This window comes from Rhodococcus sp. 21391 (assembly GCF_016772255.1).
GTDB lineage: Bacteria > Actinomycetota > Actinomycetes > Mycobacteriales > Mycobacteriaceae > Rhodococcus_F > Rhodococcus_F opacus.
The window spans coordinates 4,038,379-4,051,704 of record NZ_CP063781.1 but is presented as its reverse complement, the minus strand read 5'-3'; the positions used below and the strand labels follow the sequence as shown (position 1 = coordinate 4,051,704).

22 protein-coding genes are annotated in these 13,326 nt (G+C 62.6%); 17 read left to right on the top strand and 5 right to left on the bottom strand.

Features of this window, described 5'->3' with window-relative positions:
• Positions 1 to 33: 33 nt before the first annotated feature.
• Positions 34 to 930 carry a glycosyltransferase gene (locus tag GO592_RS19045; RefSeq protein WP_007301284.1) on the top strand — a complete coding sequence of 299 codons (897 nt, stop codon included), beginning with the start codon at positions 34 to 36 and terminating at the stop codon, positions 928 to 930.
• 64 nt (positions 931 to 994) lie between these two features.
• Here GO592_RS19045 and GO592_RS19040 read toward each other — a convergent pair whose 3' ends face one another.
• From GO592_RS19040 to GO592_RS19025, 4 genes are all read right to left on the bottom strand, one after another.
• Entirely contained in the window at positions 995 to 1,909 is a 915-nt protein-coding gene (locus GO592_RS19040; protein WP_272943301.1) for an esterase/lipase family protein, read from the bottom strand.
• 147 nt (positions 1,910 to 2,056) lie between these two features.
• Positions 2,057 to 2,917: an ABC transporter permease gene (locus GO592_RS19035; protein WP_039953046.1), complete on the bottom strand. Its 861-nt coding sequence runs from the start codon at positions 2,915 to 2,917 to the stop codon at positions 2,057 to 2,059.
• Entirely contained in the window at positions 2,914 to 3,762 is an 849-nt protein-coding gene (locus tag GO592_RS19030; RefSeq protein WP_039953045.1) for an ABC transporter permease, read from the bottom strand. Before GO592_RS19030 ends, GO592_RS19035 begins: the two co-directional genes overlap by 4 nt.
• Complete coding sequence (locus tag GO592_RS19025; protein ID WP_039953043.1) at positions 3,759 to 4,730, bottom strand: ATP-binding cassette domain-containing protein; 972 nt, start codon at positions 4,728 to 4,730, stop codon at positions 3,759 to 3,761. Before GO592_RS19025 ends, GO592_RS19030 begins: the two co-directional genes overlap by 4 nt.
• Before the next feature lie 248 nt (positions 4,731 to 4,978).
• Between GO592_RS19025 and GO592_RS19020 the strand changes: the two genes are divergently transcribed.
• Positions 4,979 to 5,206 (top strand): MbtH family protein, encoded by a 228-nt coding sequence (locus tag GO592_RS19020; RefSeq protein ID WP_007301279.1) that lies wholly within the window; start codon positions 4,979 to 4,981, stop codon positions 5,204 to 5,206.
• 146 nt (positions 5,207 to 5,352) lie between these two features.
• On the opposite strand, the gene GO592_RS19015 is transcribed toward GO592_RS19020, so the two are convergent.
• Entirely contained in the window at positions 5,353 to 5,829 is a 477-nt protein-coding gene (locus tag GO592_RS19015; RefSeq protein WP_007301278.1) for a hotdog fold domain-containing protein, read from the bottom strand.
• A gap of 465 nt (positions 5,830 to 6,294) precedes the next feature.
• On the opposite strand from GO592_RS19015, the gene rpsJ reads away from it, so the two are divergent.
• The 15 genes from rpsJ (at position 6,295) to GO592_RS18940 (ending at position 13,192) form a co-directional block, all read left to right on the top strand.
• Positions 6,295 to 6,600 carry a 30S ribosomal protein S10 gene (rpsJ, locus tag GO592_RS19010; protein WP_003938093.1) on the top strand — a complete coding sequence of 102 codons (306 nt, stop codon included), beginning with the start codon at positions 6,295 to 6,297 and terminating at the stop codon, positions 6,598 to 6,600.
• 20 nt (positions 6,601 to 6,620) lie between these two features.
• Complete coding sequence (gene rplC / locus GO592_RS19005) at positions 6,621 to 7,277, top strand: 50S ribosomal protein L3 (RefSeq protein ID WP_005239628.1); 657 nt, start codon at positions 6,621 to 6,623, stop codon at positions 7,275 to 7,277.
• Complete coding sequence (rplD, locus tag GO592_RS19000; RefSeq protein ID WP_007301277.1) at positions 7,274 to 7,963, top strand: 50S ribosomal protein L4; 690 nt, start codon at positions 7,274 to 7,276, stop codon at positions 7,961 to 7,963. Before rplC ends, rplD begins: the two co-directional genes overlap by 4 nt.
• Positions 7,960 to 8,265, top strand: a complete 306-nt coding sequence (gene rplW / locus GO592_RS18995; protein ID WP_005239632.1) for a 50S ribosomal protein L23 — start codon at positions 7,960 to 7,962, stop codon at positions 8,263 to 8,265. Before rplD ends, rplW begins: the two co-directional genes overlap by 4 nt.
• Before the next feature lie 40 nt (positions 8,266 to 8,305).
• Entirely contained in the window at positions 8,306 to 9,142 is an 837-nt protein-coding gene (rplB, locus tag GO592_RS18990) for a 50S ribosomal protein L2 (RefSeq protein ID WP_005239633.1), read from the top strand.
• A 13-nt stretch (positions 9,143 to 9,155) separates the two neighbouring features.
• Positions 9,156 to 9,437, top strand: coding sequence for a 30S ribosomal protein S19 (gene rpsS / locus GO592_RS18985; RefSeq protein ID WP_003940820.1), 282 nt, complete (start codon positions 9,156 to 9,158; stop codon positions 9,435 to 9,437).
• Positions 9,434 to 9,838 carry a 50S ribosomal protein L22 gene (rplV, locus tag GO592_RS18980; RefSeq protein ID WP_005239634.1) on the top strand — a complete coding sequence of 135 codons (405 nt, stop codon included), beginning with the start codon at positions 9,434 to 9,436 and terminating at the stop codon, positions 9,836 to 9,838. Before rpsS ends, rplV begins: the two co-directional genes overlap by 4 nt.
• Positions 9,838 to 10,644 (top strand): 30S ribosomal protein S3, encoded by an 807-nt coding sequence (gene rpsC / locus GO592_RS18975; protein ID WP_007301276.1) that lies wholly within the window; start codon positions 9,838 to 9,840, stop codon positions 10,642 to 10,644. Before rplV ends, rpsC begins: the two co-directional genes overlap by 1 nt.
• Before the next feature lie 3 nt (positions 10,645 to 10,647).
• A complete protein-coding gene (gene rplP / locus GO592_RS18970) occupies positions 10,648 to 11,064 on the top strand; it encodes a 50S ribosomal protein L16 (protein WP_005239636.1) in 417 nt (138 codons plus the stop codon).
• Positions 11,064 to 11,300, top strand: a complete 237-nt coding sequence (gene rpmC / locus GO592_RS18965) for a 50S ribosomal protein L29 (RefSeq protein WP_005239637.1) — start codon at positions 11,064 to 11,066, stop codon at positions 11,298 to 11,300. The genes rplP and rpmC overlap by 1 nt, the downstream gene beginning before the upstream one ends.
• Entirely contained in the window at positions 11,297 to 11,578 is a 282-nt protein-coding gene (rpsQ, locus tag GO592_RS18960; RefSeq protein WP_005239638.1) for a 30S ribosomal protein S17, read from the top strand. The genes rpmC and rpsQ overlap by 4 nt, the downstream gene beginning before the upstream one ends.
• A 170-nt stretch (positions 11,579 to 11,748) precedes the next feature.
• Positions 11,749 to 12,117, top strand: coding sequence for a 50S ribosomal protein L14 (rplN, locus tag GO592_RS18955; RefSeq protein ID WP_005239639.1), 369 nt, complete (start codon positions 11,749 to 11,751; stop codon positions 12,115 to 12,117).
• Positions 12,117 to 12,434, top strand: a complete 318-nt coding sequence (gene rplX / locus GO592_RS18950; RefSeq protein ID WP_005239640.1) for a 50S ribosomal protein L24 — start codon at positions 12,117 to 12,119, stop codon at positions 12,432 to 12,434. Before rplN ends, rplX begins: the two co-directional genes overlap by 1 nt.
• 1 nt (position 12,435) lies before the next feature.
• Positions 12,436 to 13,002, top strand: a complete 567-nt coding sequence (gene rplE / locus GO592_RS18945; RefSeq protein WP_005239642.1) for a 50S ribosomal protein L5 — start codon at positions 12,436 to 12,438, stop codon at positions 13,000 to 13,002.
• A gap of 4 nt (positions 13,003 to 13,006) precedes the next feature.
• Positions 13,007 to 13,192: a type Z 30S ribosomal protein S14 gene (locus GO592_RS18940; RefSeq protein WP_005239644.1), complete on the top strand. Its 186-nt coding sequence runs from the start codon at positions 13,007 to 13,009 to the stop codon at positions 13,190 to 13,192.
• The last annotated feature ends 134 nt before the right edge of the window (positions 13,193 to 13,326 follow it).

The window sequence follows — 13,326 nt, the reverse complement described above, 5'->3', positions numbered from 1 at the left end:
ACGATCAACGAACTGAAAGGTTGCAAAAGGGTGGTGGATAAGCGGAAGTCGCAGAAAACGTCCGATCGCGTATCGGTCGTGATACCAGTTCGTAATTGTCGAGACCTCATCGACGTTCAACTTGAAGCAATTGCAGCGCAAAGTTATAAGGGTGAGTTAGAGGTTATTGTCAGCGACAATGGTTCTACTGATGGACTTGCGCAGCATATTCATGAACATCCACTACGCGACGAATTGCGGATTGTCTATGTTGACTCCTCAGCACGCCAAGGGCCGGCGCATGCGCGCAACGAAGGAGCGAAGTGCGCTTCCGGCAATTTCCTAGCGTTCTGCGATGCGGACGACCGCGTGCACCCCGATTGGATAGCTCGGCTGCGGGAGCTAGCCGAGGAATTCGACGTGGTCGGGGGTGCGTTCGAAACGCATTCGTTGAACTCGCCCAAGATTCAAAGTTGGGTCCCCTGTCCCTCGCCAGAAGAGCAGGGGAAAGCTTTCATGCCCTATACGGGAGGCGGCAATCTCGGGTGCCGCGCCGCGGTTTTTCGAGCGTTGGGCGGAATGAACGAAGATCTTCGCGGAAGCGAAGACGTCGATTTCGTTTGGCGTGCCCAACTGGAAGGTTATTCCTTCGGTTTCCTGAGAGAGGCTCTTGTTGGAGTTCGGCTGCGCCAGACCGGTCGTGATCTTTGGAAACAGGGACGAGCGTTGGGTTACGGCAGTGCCCAGTTGCTCTCGCTCCATCGAGGAGTTGGTGCTCCAGGGATCGCTCTGACCACATTTCTTCGCCATCTCGCTGTTCTCGTCGTGCAGAATCCTCTGCTTCCCGTCATGTTGACCAGAATGCCTCGCGCAAGGTGGGGGCTTTTGCTCGCCGTCGATCTAGGAATGCTGCACGGCGGAATTAAATTCAAGGTGCTCACATTATGGTGATTTCGACTCCACGCGGCATCAATGTGCGGCTGGTAGTGATTCGCCAGCTGGTGTCGTCCGAGCGTCAGGACCCGCAGGGCGCCGGATGCCGGTCCGCATAGCTTGGATCGAGTCCGACCTTGACCAAGTGCAGTGACCGCGCATCGAAGGTGAGGGAGGTATGCGCCGTCTGATCGGACGGGCAGCCGTCTTGAACCCAGATGTTGTTAACGTCGGCCGCGCGGCCGTTTGTTGACAGGAAGGTGCGCTCGGGCGGGGTCACCATGTTGTCAGCACGCGATGCGATCACCGTGTACATGACTCCTGCCTCGGTATCACCGTCGGCGTTGAGATCCTGCAGTAGCGGCGATCCTACTGTCTGCTGGCTCATCGCCATACCGAAGAGGAACTGGTAAGCAGCTTCGCTGCCGAAACCGAGTGACGCCGCGAGCTCGTAAAGTCGCTGCAAGATGTCGCCAGCCCACGTCGTCCCGTGGTTGGTTGCGCCGAGAGTGACCAAGGTTCGAACTTTATTCGAAGCGGGATCGGCGCTGTTCGCACCTCCCTCGAATTTTAGATACTGCCTCGCGAGGGTTCCACCCTGCGAGTGGCCTACGATGTCGACCTGGCTTGAGCCAGTCCGTGACAGCACTGTGTCGACGAATTGGGCTAGTTGGCGGGCAGACAATCGGATGTCAGTGACGCCGTACACAGTCTTGAAGGGTGGGATCACCATCTTGGCGCCGCCGTAGTTCAGGGAAAACACGCAATACCCCTCGGCTTTGAGTTCGGGGGACAGCACCCTCCACGTCGTGGCCATGTCCGCAGCTGTTCCATGGACCAGGATTACGGGGCGGGGATGGGCGTCGCTTGGCCTGCAATTCCAATCATTCGCCCCAGGAGGAGCGAGACTGAGGTCTTCGGCTGGGATGGGTGGATTGATATCGGAACCTGGGTCGGCCCAAGCGACGGAACGAACACTCAGAAACGACAGAACCATAACGACAACCGCCGCGAAGCTCGAAGCGAATTGTCTGTGTCGGCGCTTGCGCGTCATCTTTCCCTGTTCTTTCTTGCAAATGCTACGGCTTTCAGAGCTTTCCGGCCGTGAACCCGTCAATCTGTGTTGTGGGGCCGGTGAACAACGTCAAGCCCCTGTTGCGGCGGCGCGTCGGTACCCTCTGATTGCTGGATATAGGAATAGGGCGATTATCCCGAGCGACCATGCGAGTGTTTTCAGCACGGGTTCAATCACCGGGCCGCCTAATGACAGACCCCGCATCGCATCTACCGCGCATGACAACGGCTGGGCGGCAACGATGGGTTGCAGCCAGGGGGGATACGCCATCACTGGAACGAAACCTGAATTGAAGAACATCAAGAGTGTTGTTGAAATCGACACGATTTCAACAAGCGGAGCGTTACCCGAGATCGTCGCCAGGGCGGTTACCATCACGGCGAACCCCATGCCGAACAGAATAGGCAGGAGGAGAAGGACTATACCGGCGAGGACTCCCTGGCTGAAACGGAAGCCGAGGCCGAATCCGACCGTCACGATGACCAACGTGGTCGCTAGTACGCGGACCGCCTCGGCAAGCATACGGCCCACCAGTCCCGATGCTCGATGAACCGGCAACGTCCAGAATCGGCCGAGGAGGCCATTCTCTTTCTCGGCCTTCAGCCCCACAGCGCTGACAATGGAACCCACCATTGCCCCGACCAGGGCGACCATCGGAACCGTACCGTAGATGCTCGGCTGTCCCGATGCGGCCGAGATCGAGTCCCCGAGAACGATTCGAAACATCAGCAGGGTCAGAGCTGGATACAACAGGGATTGGATCATCGTCGATGGATCACGGGTCCATCGCATCAGCAGACGTTTGCATTGAAGGACACTCTGCGACCAGAGGGCGACGATAGACTTTTCTGATCGCGGACGGGGCGCAAGCGGGAAGTCGAGGTCTCGCGACAAGTCGGCACTTGTCGAAAGGTCAGCCGGGTTGCTCATTTCCTTCTCACGCTCGCCCACACAGCCAGAGGAACGAACACGATCGAGAGTCCGACAATCCACGACAGAGCCGGCCAGAGGACGGAGGGCTGCACGCCGTCCGCCGCCATGTCACGCATCGCGAAGGAAAACTGCGAGATCGGCTGGTTACGCACAAAAGGTCTCACCCATTCAGGAAATCCGGTTTCGGGCACGAACCCACACGAGAGCATCCCGAAGATGAGCATCGGCAGTGTGAGTGCCTGGCTAGTTGCTTCGGGACTCTTCGAGAGAGACCCGATCGCATCCGCTCCCAAGGCCAATGTTGTACTGACGGCCAGCGCGACGAGGCAGAAAAGTAGCGCCTGTTGCGGCCCTGCACTGAATCGAAACCCAATCGCATATCCGTAGCCGAGCGCAGCGACGAGTGACACAAGCGACCGAACCAGGCCGGCGGTCATACGGGCGGCCAGAGGTGCCAGCGCAGCGACGGGCATCGTCTGCAACCTGTCGGTCAACCCGGTGATGGCCTCGGTTGCCGAAATCTGAGCGGCCGAAATGGCGGTGAAGGCCATCGCCTGTAGAACGATGATCGGCATCAGGAACTGTGCGTAGTCGATACCTTGGAGCTGCATGACGAACTTCAGCGGTAGATAGAATCCGACAGTGAACACGAGCGGAGCGACAAGGGCGACAGCGAGGCCCCCATTGGTGGCCATCGCACGGACCATTCGCTTCGTCAACGCGAGCCACTGTTGAATACCGCTCGGCTGCGGCTGCCGATGTGAACCGACATGCTTGGCGGGGGCGGTCGTGGCACTCGAAATCGACCCACGCTCTCCGTCGGCGCTCGCCGTAGCAGTCATCTGTCGTCTCCGGCATGCGCGTGACCGGTAAGGGCGAGGAAGACGTCGTCGAGCGAAGGCTTTCGCAGCGCGATATCGGCCAATTCGATCTCCGCGCAATCGAGTCGACGAAGAGCCTCGGTGAGTGTGGCGGCTCCGGTCGGTGCTGGAATCGACAGCTTGTCGTCTCCGCTCGCCAATTCGGCGGCGATCTCGCGGGGAACGAGATCTCCCAGTGCCTCTACTGCCTGGGCCAATTGCTGGGGGTCGAGCGGAACAACTTCGCAGTAGGTGCCGCCCGTCCTGGCCTTGAGCTGGTCCGCGGTCCCTTCGGCAATAACGGTGCCCTTGTCGATGACGATGATGTTGTCGCTGAGAAGGTCCGCTTCTTCCAGGTATTGGGTGGTCAGGAGTGTGGTGATCCCCTGTGTCTTGAGTCTCTCCACCAGTCGCCAGACTCCCTGGCGACTGCGCGGGTCCAAACCGGTGGTGGGCTCGTCGAGGAACACAACCTGCGGCCGTACGACCAACCCACACGCGATATCGATCCGGCGCCGCATACCCCCGGAATAGTTCCTGACAGCCCGGCGTCCGGCAGCGGCCAGCTCGAACTCGTCCAGTAGCTCATCGGCGCGTTGCCGCGCCGTTGCCTTGTCAAGACCCATCAGGCGACCGAACAGCTCGAGATTCTCCTTCCCCGTCAGCGTCTCGTCGAGCGCCGCGTACTGCCCGGTCATCATGATCGAGCGACGGACCGCGGGGGCATCTTTTACAACGTCGTGTCCGGCGACGAACGCCCGGCCCAGATCCGGTCGCATGAGAGTCGCGAGGATCTTGACGATTGTGGTTTTTCCCGCTCCGTTCGGTCCGAGAACTCCGAGGACTGTTCCCTTCTCGGCTGTGAAGCTGATGCCTTGCAGAGCGTGGACGTCACCGAACGACTTGTGGACGTTGTCCACGAGTACTGTGGCGTCCGAATTGTTTTGCATCAATACTCCGCTGTCGGCTTGGGCTGAACCTCCGATTCGCATGTCGCGCCTCGGTCCTTGTCGTAAATCTCAGAACTCAGACTGGATGTTACCGGAGGTCCTGCACGGAACCTCGCGTTGAGCGAGACAGTGGGTGACCAGACGTGGCGTGCGTCTCGTCACGTAACGCTGATCGGTCGGGCTCCGATATTCGATGACGTTCGAAACCGCAGCCCCGTACGCGCGGGGCCGTTGCCAAAGGAGCATTCGTGACTAATCCGTTCGACGACGAGGACGGCAGGTTCTACGTGCTGGTGAATGACGAGGGTCAGCACTCGCTGTGGCCGACCTTCGCCGAGGTGCCGGCCGGTTGGGCGGTGGTCTTCGGAGAAGACGCGCGACAGTCATGTCTTTCCTACGTCGAGACCAACTGGACCGACATGCGTCCCAAGAGTCTCGTGGAGGCGATGGAAGGCGACGTCAAGCAGCTTTCCTGAGGGAACCCGCACCACTTCACACGAGTATCCCGCGGTGAGCCGTGGGATACTCGTGTACTCGGGAGTTGAGTAATCCCTCGGGTTGGCGGATTTCGGGTCGGCTGGAACGTCGACATTTGCCAAATCCGCCGCGGCTGCCGCGCGTGTCATCGCGGCGTGACCCACGTCGTGATGTCGGCGTGAACCACCTCTACCCCTTGTCCGTCGAAAATGCCCACCGGCACGACGACGTCGGTGCCCGCAGTGATCGCGGTGAAGTCCGGCAGCTCCGGCAGTTCCGCGACGGCGCGCAGCGTTCCGTTCGCCTTGGCGAGGTAGTGGACCGTCATCGACTTCGGGATCCACCGGTGGGTAGAGGGAACGGTCGCCTCGGACAGCATGCCCATGGCGGCCTCGGCGAGGTTGCACGCCGCGATCGCGTGGAACGTGCCCAGGTGGTTGCGGACGCCCCACCATTTCGGGGCGCGGACCTCGCAGCGGCCGGGCCGCATCTCGACGACGCGGGGGAGGACCGAGCCGAAGTAGGGGACGCGGAGACACATGCCGACGGAGAAGAGGGCGTGTCCCAGCGCGTTGTCGGGGAGTTTCTGCCACGCGGCGTACGTGGGACTCGAGTTCGTCATCCACGCATCTTACTTGAGAGTAAGTTCGGGCGATGGCGGGCGGGATCGAGCCCGGTTTGAAGTCTCCCGCCCGGTACGGCATACTGGTCGGGTTGCCTTGTCTGGGACGCGATCGTTTGCGGCCCGAAACAGGTGGGGTGAAACGTCGCGGTGTAGATCACATGACCTGCTCGCGGCCACATGCAAGACGGAAGCAGTACCTACTGGCACTCGAATTCGAGTGCATCCGGTGCGTGTTCCCGGCCCGAAAAGCTGAAAAGTTCCGGGTCGGAGAATGAGCGGGAGGGCGACACGCCCGACCGCGTGTACCGGAGAACCATGACAGATGAACAGCGGCAGCGGATCGGGTGTGTCCCGGTCGCCTAGCGTTCGGAAGTTGCGGCCCAGGTAAGGGACTGTGCAGACGAGGTAGTTCGGCCCGACTCGGGTGGGACTACGAAACGCGGCAAGAAAAGGACACTAAGCGTGGCGGGACAGAAGATCCGCATCAGGCTCAAGGCCTACGACCATGAGGCGATCGACGCGTCAGCGCGCAAGATCGTCGAGACGGTGACCCGTACCGGGGCCCGCGTCGTTGGACCCGTGCCGTTGCCGACCGAAAAGAACGTGTACTGCGTCATCCGCTCGCCGCACAAGTACAAGGACTCGCGCGAGCACTTCGAGATGCGTACTCACAAGCGGCTTATCGACATCCTCGACCCGACGCCCAAGACGGTTGACGCGCTCATGCGCATCGACCTTCCGGCCAGCGTCGACGTCAACATTCAGTGAGCGCGGCGGAGACAAAAACAATGACTGATACCAAGATCAAGGGAATCCTGGGCACCAAGCTCGGCATGACCCAGGTCTTCGACGAGAACAACCGGGTCGTTCCGGTCACCGTCGTGAAGGCCGGACCGAACGTCGTGACCCAGATTCGTACCGAAGAGCGTGACGGCTACAGCGCCGTGCAGCTCGCGTTCGGCGCCATCGACCCGCGCAAGGTGAACAAGCCGACTTCCGGCCAGTTCACCAAGGCCGGCGTCACCCCGCGCCGCCACGTTGTGGAGCTCCGCGTTGCCGACACCTCGGAGTACGAGGTCGGCCAGGAACTTACCGCCGAGGTCTTCGAGGACGGCGCCTATGTCGACGTCACCGGAACCAGCAAGGGTAAGGGATTCGCCGGAACCATGAAGCGCCACGGCTTCGCCGGTCAGGGTGCATCGCATGGTGCGCAGGCCGTTCACCGTCGCCCCGGTTCCATCGGTGGTTGCGCCACTCCGGGCCGCGTGTTCAAGGGCATGCGCATGTCCGGCCGCATGGGTAGCGACCGCATCACGACGCAGAACCTCTCCGTTCATAAGGTGGACGCCGAGAACGGCCTGCTGCTGATCAAGGGTGCGATTCCCGGCCGCAAGGGCGGCCTCGTGATCGTCAAGAGTGCAGTGAAGGGTGGTGCACGAGCATGACCAGCACCGAGACATCGACGACCAAGCTGACGCTGGACGTCAAGGTCGCCGGCGGCAAGACCAACGGCACCGTCGACCTCCCCCCGGAGATCTTCGACGCGCCTGCCAACATCGCGCTTCTCCACCAGGTTGTCGTCGCGCAGCTCGCTGCTGCACGTCAGGGCACCCACGCCACCAAGACCCGCGGCGAGGTTCGCGGCGGTGGCAAGAAGCCGTACCGCCAGAAGGGCACCGGCCGCGCTCGTCAGGGCTCGACCCGTGCACCGCAGTTCGCCGGTGGTGGCACCGTCCACGGCCCGCAGCCGCGCGACTACAGCCAGCGGACCCCCAAGAAGATGAAGGCCGCCGCCCTGCGCGGAGCCCTCTCCGACCGGGCCCGCAACGAGCGCATCCACGTGATCACCGAACTGGTTGCCGGTCAGACTCCGTCCACGAAGTCCGCCCGCACCTTCCTCGGCGAGATCTCGGACCGCAAGAAGGTCCTGCTCGTCGTCGGACGCGAGGACATCGCGGCCTGGAAGAGCGTGCAGAACCTGGACGGCGTGCACCCCATTGCACCCGATCAGCTCAACACCTACGACGTGCTCAACAGCGATGACGTTGTGTTCAGCGTCGAGGCGCTCAACGCGTTCATCCACGGGCCCGCCGAGACCGCCCAGGAAGAGAACAAGGAGGAGGGCAAGTGAGCACCATCGCCGATCCCCGCGACATCCTGCTCGCCCCGGTCATCTCCGAGAAGTCCTACGGACTGATCGAGGAAGGCACCTACACCTTCCTGGTGCACCCGGACTCGAACAAGACGCAGATCAAGATTGCCGTCGAGAAGATCTTCGGCGTCACCGTGACCAGCGTCAACACCGCCAACCGTCAGGGCAAGCGCAAGCGGACCCGGTTCGGTTACGGCAAGCGCAAGGACACCAAGCGCGCGCTCGTGACCCTCTCGGCCGACAGCAAGCCCATCGAGATCTTCGGAGGACCGGTCGCGTAAGCGCCCGGGACTTGACGAGACATAGAGGACGAGAAGACTCATGGCAATCCGTAAGTACAAGCCGACTACCCCGGGCCGTCGTGGCTCGAGCGTCTCGGACTTCGCCGAGATCACTCGGTCGACCCCCGAGAAGTCGCTGGTTCGCCCGCTCCACGGACGCGGTGGACGTAACGCACACGGTCGTATCACCACCCGGCACAAGGGCGGCGGACACAAGCGTGCCTACCGGCTGATCGATTTCCGTCGCAACGACAAGGACGGCGTGCCGGCCAAGGTCGCTCACATCGAGTACGACCCCAACCGCACCGCGCGTATCGCCCTGCTGCACTACGCGGACGGCGAGAAGCGCTACATCATCGCCCCCAAGGGCCTGGTCCAGGGTGCTCCGGTCGAATCCGGCGCAGGCGCCGACATCAAGCCCGGCAACAACCTGCCCCTGCGCAACATCCCGACGGGTACCACCATCCACGCGGTGGAACTCCGCCCGGGTGGCGGCGCCAAGATGGCCCGCTCGGCCGGATCCAGCATCCAGCTGCTCGGTAAGGAAGGCACCTACGCCACGCTGCGTATGCCGTCCGGCGAAATCCGTCGTGTCGACGTTCGCTGCCGCGCCTCGATCGGTGAGGTCGGCAACGCCGAACAGTCGAACATCAACTGGGGCAAGGCCGGCCGTATGCGCTGGAAGGGCAAGCGCCCAACCGTCCGTGGTGTCGTGATGAACCCGGTCGACCACCCGCACGGTGGTGGTGAGGGTAAGACCTCCGGTGGTCGCCACCCGGTCAGCCCGTGGGGCAAGCCCGAGGGCCGCACCCGCAAGAACAAGGCGAGCGACAAGCTCATTGTCCGTCGTCGCCGTACCGGCAAGAACAAGCGCTAGGAGGGAGTGAAGGATGCCACGCAGCCTCAAGAAGGGCCCGTTCGTCGATGACCACCTCCTCGCGAAGGTGGACGTGCAGAACGAAAAGGGAACCAAGCAGGTCATCAAGACCTGGTCCCGTCGTTCCACGATCATCCCGGACTTCATCGGCCACACGTTTGCGGTTCACGACGGCCGCAAGCACGTCCCCGTGTTCGTTTCCGACTCGATGGTCGGACACAAGCTCGGAGAGTTTGCACCGACCCGCACGTTCAAGGGTCACATCAAGGATGATCGGAAGGCGAAGAGGCGATGAGCAACACCGAAACCGCCAACCCGACCGCCAAGGCTGTAGCGCGCCACGTGCGCGTCACGCCGATGAAGGCGCGTCGTGTTGTGGACCTGGTCCGCGGGCGTTCGGTTGAAGACGCCCTGAACATCCTGAAGTTCGCGCCGCAGGCAGCGAGCGAGCCGGTCGCCAAGGTGATCGCCTCCGCAGCAGCCAACGCCGAGAACAACCTCGACCTCGACCCGAGCACGCTTGTCGTCGCCACGGCGTTCGTGGACGAGGGCGCGACCCTCAAGCGGTTCCAACCGCGTGCACAGGGACGTGCGTTCCGTATCCGCAAGCGCACCAGTCACATCACCGTGATCGTGGAGAGCCTGCCGAAGACCGGAACATCGACCCGTAATCGCCGGAAGGGAAGTGCTCAGTAGTGGGCCAGAAAATCAACCCGCACGGCTTCCGCCTCGGCATCACCACCGACTGGAAGTCTCGCTGGTACGCAGACAAGCAGTACGCGGAGTACGTCAAGGAAGACGTCGCGATCCGTAAGCTCCTCGCCACCGGCATGGAGCGCGCGGGCATCGCGAAGGTCGAGATCGAGCGCACCCGTGACCGTGTGCGTGTGGACATCCACACCGCTCGCCCGGGCATCGTCATCGGCCGCCGCGGCGCCGAAGCCGATCGCATCCGTTCCGAGCTCGAGAAGCTGACCGGCAAGCAGGTCCAGCTGAACATCCTCGAGGTCAAGAACGCCGAGGCCGAGGCTCAGCTCGTCGCACAGGGTGTGGCCGAGCAGCTCTCGAACCGAGTCGCCTTCCGTCGCGCCATGCGCAAGGCCATCCAGTCGGCCATGCGTCAGCCCAACGTCAAGGGCATCCGCGTTCAGTGCTCCGGTCGTCTCGGCGGCGCCGAGATGTCCCGGTCGGAGTTCTACCGCGAAGGCCGTGTGCCGCTGCACACGCTTCGTGCGGACATCGACTACGGCCTCTACGAGGCCAAGACCACCTTCGGCCGCATCGGCGTGAAGGTCTGGATCTACAAGGGCGACATCGTGGGTGGCAAGCGTGAGCTCGCCGCCAGCGTGGCAGCTCCCGCAGGCGACCGCCCGCGCCGTGAGCGTCCGAGCCGTCCCCGTCGTTCCGGTGCCACCGGCACCACCGCGACCAGCACCGAGGCCGGCCGCGCAGCGACCGCCACTGCCGATGCACCCGCTACGACTGAACAGAAGGAGGGCTGACGCATGTTGATCCCACGGCGGGTCAAGCACCGCAAGCAGCACCATCCGAGCCGTTCGGGTGCCGCCAAGGGTGGAACCCAGGTGACCTTCGGTGACTACGGCATCCAGGCTCTCGAGCCGGCCTACATCACCAACCGGCAGATCGAGTCCGCTCGTATCGCCATGACCCGGCACATCAAGCGTGGCGGCAAGATCTGGATCAACATCTTCCCGGATCGCCCCCTCACCAAGAAGCCGGCCGAAACCCGCATGGGTTCCGGTAAGGGTTCGCCCGAGTGGTGGATCGCGAACGTCAAGCCCGGTCGCGTGATGTTCGAGATGAGCTACCCCAATGAGGAGATCGCTCGTGAGGCCCTGCGCCGCGCGATGCACAAGCTCCCGTGCAAGTGCCGGATCGTGACAAGGGAGGAGCAGTTCTGATGGCTACTGGAACCCCAGCCGCAGAGCTCCGCGAGCTCACCGAAGAAGAGCTGGTCACCCGGCTTCGTGAGTCGAAGGAAGAGCTGTTCAACCTTCGTTTCCAGATGGCAACGGGTCAGATGGACAACAACCGTCGACTTCGTACCGTTCGTCACGAGATCGCGCGTATCTACACCGTTCTGCGTGAGCGTGAGCTCGGGCTGGCCGTTGGTCCGGACGCAGGTGACGCGGCATGAGTGAGGAAAAAGCAGTGAGCACTGAAGAGCGCGGCAGCCGCAAGGTCCGCACCGGATACGTCGTCTCCGACAAGATGGAGAAGACGATCGTGGTCGAGCTCGAAGACCGGGTCAAGCACCCGCTCTACGGCAAGATCATCCGGCGCACCAGCAAGGTGAAGGCGCACGACGAGAACGGCGTCGCAGGCATCGGTGACCGCGTGCAGCTGATGGAGACCCGTCCGCTGTCCGCGACCAAGCACTGGCGTCTCGTCGAGGTCCTCGAGAAGGCCAAGTAAGAAACCGAATAATGTATCCAGTACGATGGTGGGGTTGCCTTGCGGCAGACGCACGGCAACCCCACCGTTGTGCCGCCCACCCGGGCGGCCCCTCTCGCAGGGCACGGGTACAGACCGCGCACGTCGGGTCGGAAATCTGCCGTGCAACAGTCCAGGTCAAGGAGAAGTAAGTGATTCAGCAGGAGTCGCGGCTGCGCGTCGCCGACAACACGGGTGCCAAGGAGATTCTCTGCATCCGCGTTCTCGGTGGTTCGTCTCGCCGCTACGCCGGGATCGGTGACATCATCGTCGCCACCGTCAAGGACGCCATCCCGGGTGGAAACATCAAGAAGGGCGAGGTCGTCAAGGCCGTCATCGTCCGCACCACCAAGGAACGTCGCCGTCCGGACGGGTCGTACATCAAGTTCGACGAGAACGCCGCCGTCCTCATCAAGCCGGACAACGATCCCCGTGGCACCCGCATCTTCGGCCCCGTCGGCCGCGAGCTGCGTGAGAAGAAGTTCATGAAGATCGTCTCGCTCGCCCCGGAGGTGCTGTGATGAAGGTGCACAAGGGTGACACCGTGCTGGTCATCGCCGGCAAGGACAAGGGCGCGAAGGGCAAGGTCATCCAGGCCTACCCCGCGACCAACAAGGTCCTCGTCGAAGGCGTGAACCGCATCAAGAAGCACACCGCGGTTTCCGCGAACGAGCGCGGAGCTTCCTCCGGCGGCATCGTCACGCAGGAAGCCCCGATCCACGTTTCCAACGTCGCAGTCGTCGACTCGGACGGCAACCCCACTCGCGTGGGCTACCGGACCGACGAAGAGTCCGGCAAGCGCGTTCGGATTTCCCGGAAGAACGGGAAGGACATCTGACATGACCTCCACTGAGAACAAGATCCAGCCGCGCCTGAAGACTCGCTACCGCGAGGAGATCAAGGCTGCGCTGAACACCGAGTTCGACTACGCCAACGTGATGCAGATCCCCGGCGTCGTCAAGGTCGTCGTCAACATGGGTGTCGGCGACGCCGCGCGCGACGCCAAGCTGATCAACGGTGCCGTCAACGATCTCGCTCTGATCACCGGTCAGAAGCCTGAGATCCGCAAGGCACGCAAGTCCATCGCGCAGTTCAAGCTTCGCGAGGGAATGCCGATCGGTGCCCGCGTCACGCTGCGTGGCGACCGCATGTGGGAGTTCCTGGACCGTCTCGTGTCCGTCGCGCTTCCCCGCATCAGGGACTTCCGCGGCCTGTCGGGCAACCAGTTCGACGGCAACGGCAACTACACGTTCGGCCTGAACGAGCAGTCGATGTTCCACGAGATCGACGTGGACAAGATCGACCGCCCGCGCGGCATGGACATCACCGTGGTGACCACCGCGACCAACAACGAAGAAGGCCGTGCCCTGCTGAAGCACCTCGGCTTCCCGTTCAAGGAGAACTGAGCTAATGGCTAAGAAGGCATTGGTCAACAAGGCCAACAAGAAGCCCAAGTTCGCGGTGCGCGCCTACACCCGCTGCCAGCGCTGCGGCCGTCCGCACTCGGTGTTCCGCAAGTTCGGCCTGTGCCGAATCTGCGTCCGTGAGATGGCGCACGCCGGCGAGCTGCCCGGCGTTCACAAGAGCTCCTGGTGAGCCGGTGACGCCGTCGCCCTCTCCGGCGGCGGCGTCACCCCCACAGACTTCCGGTTCGTAACCTCGGACCGGGAAACGTAAGACCTACTTCGCGATAGGCCTGCGCCGGAAACGGCAGAGGGAACCGTTGTGAG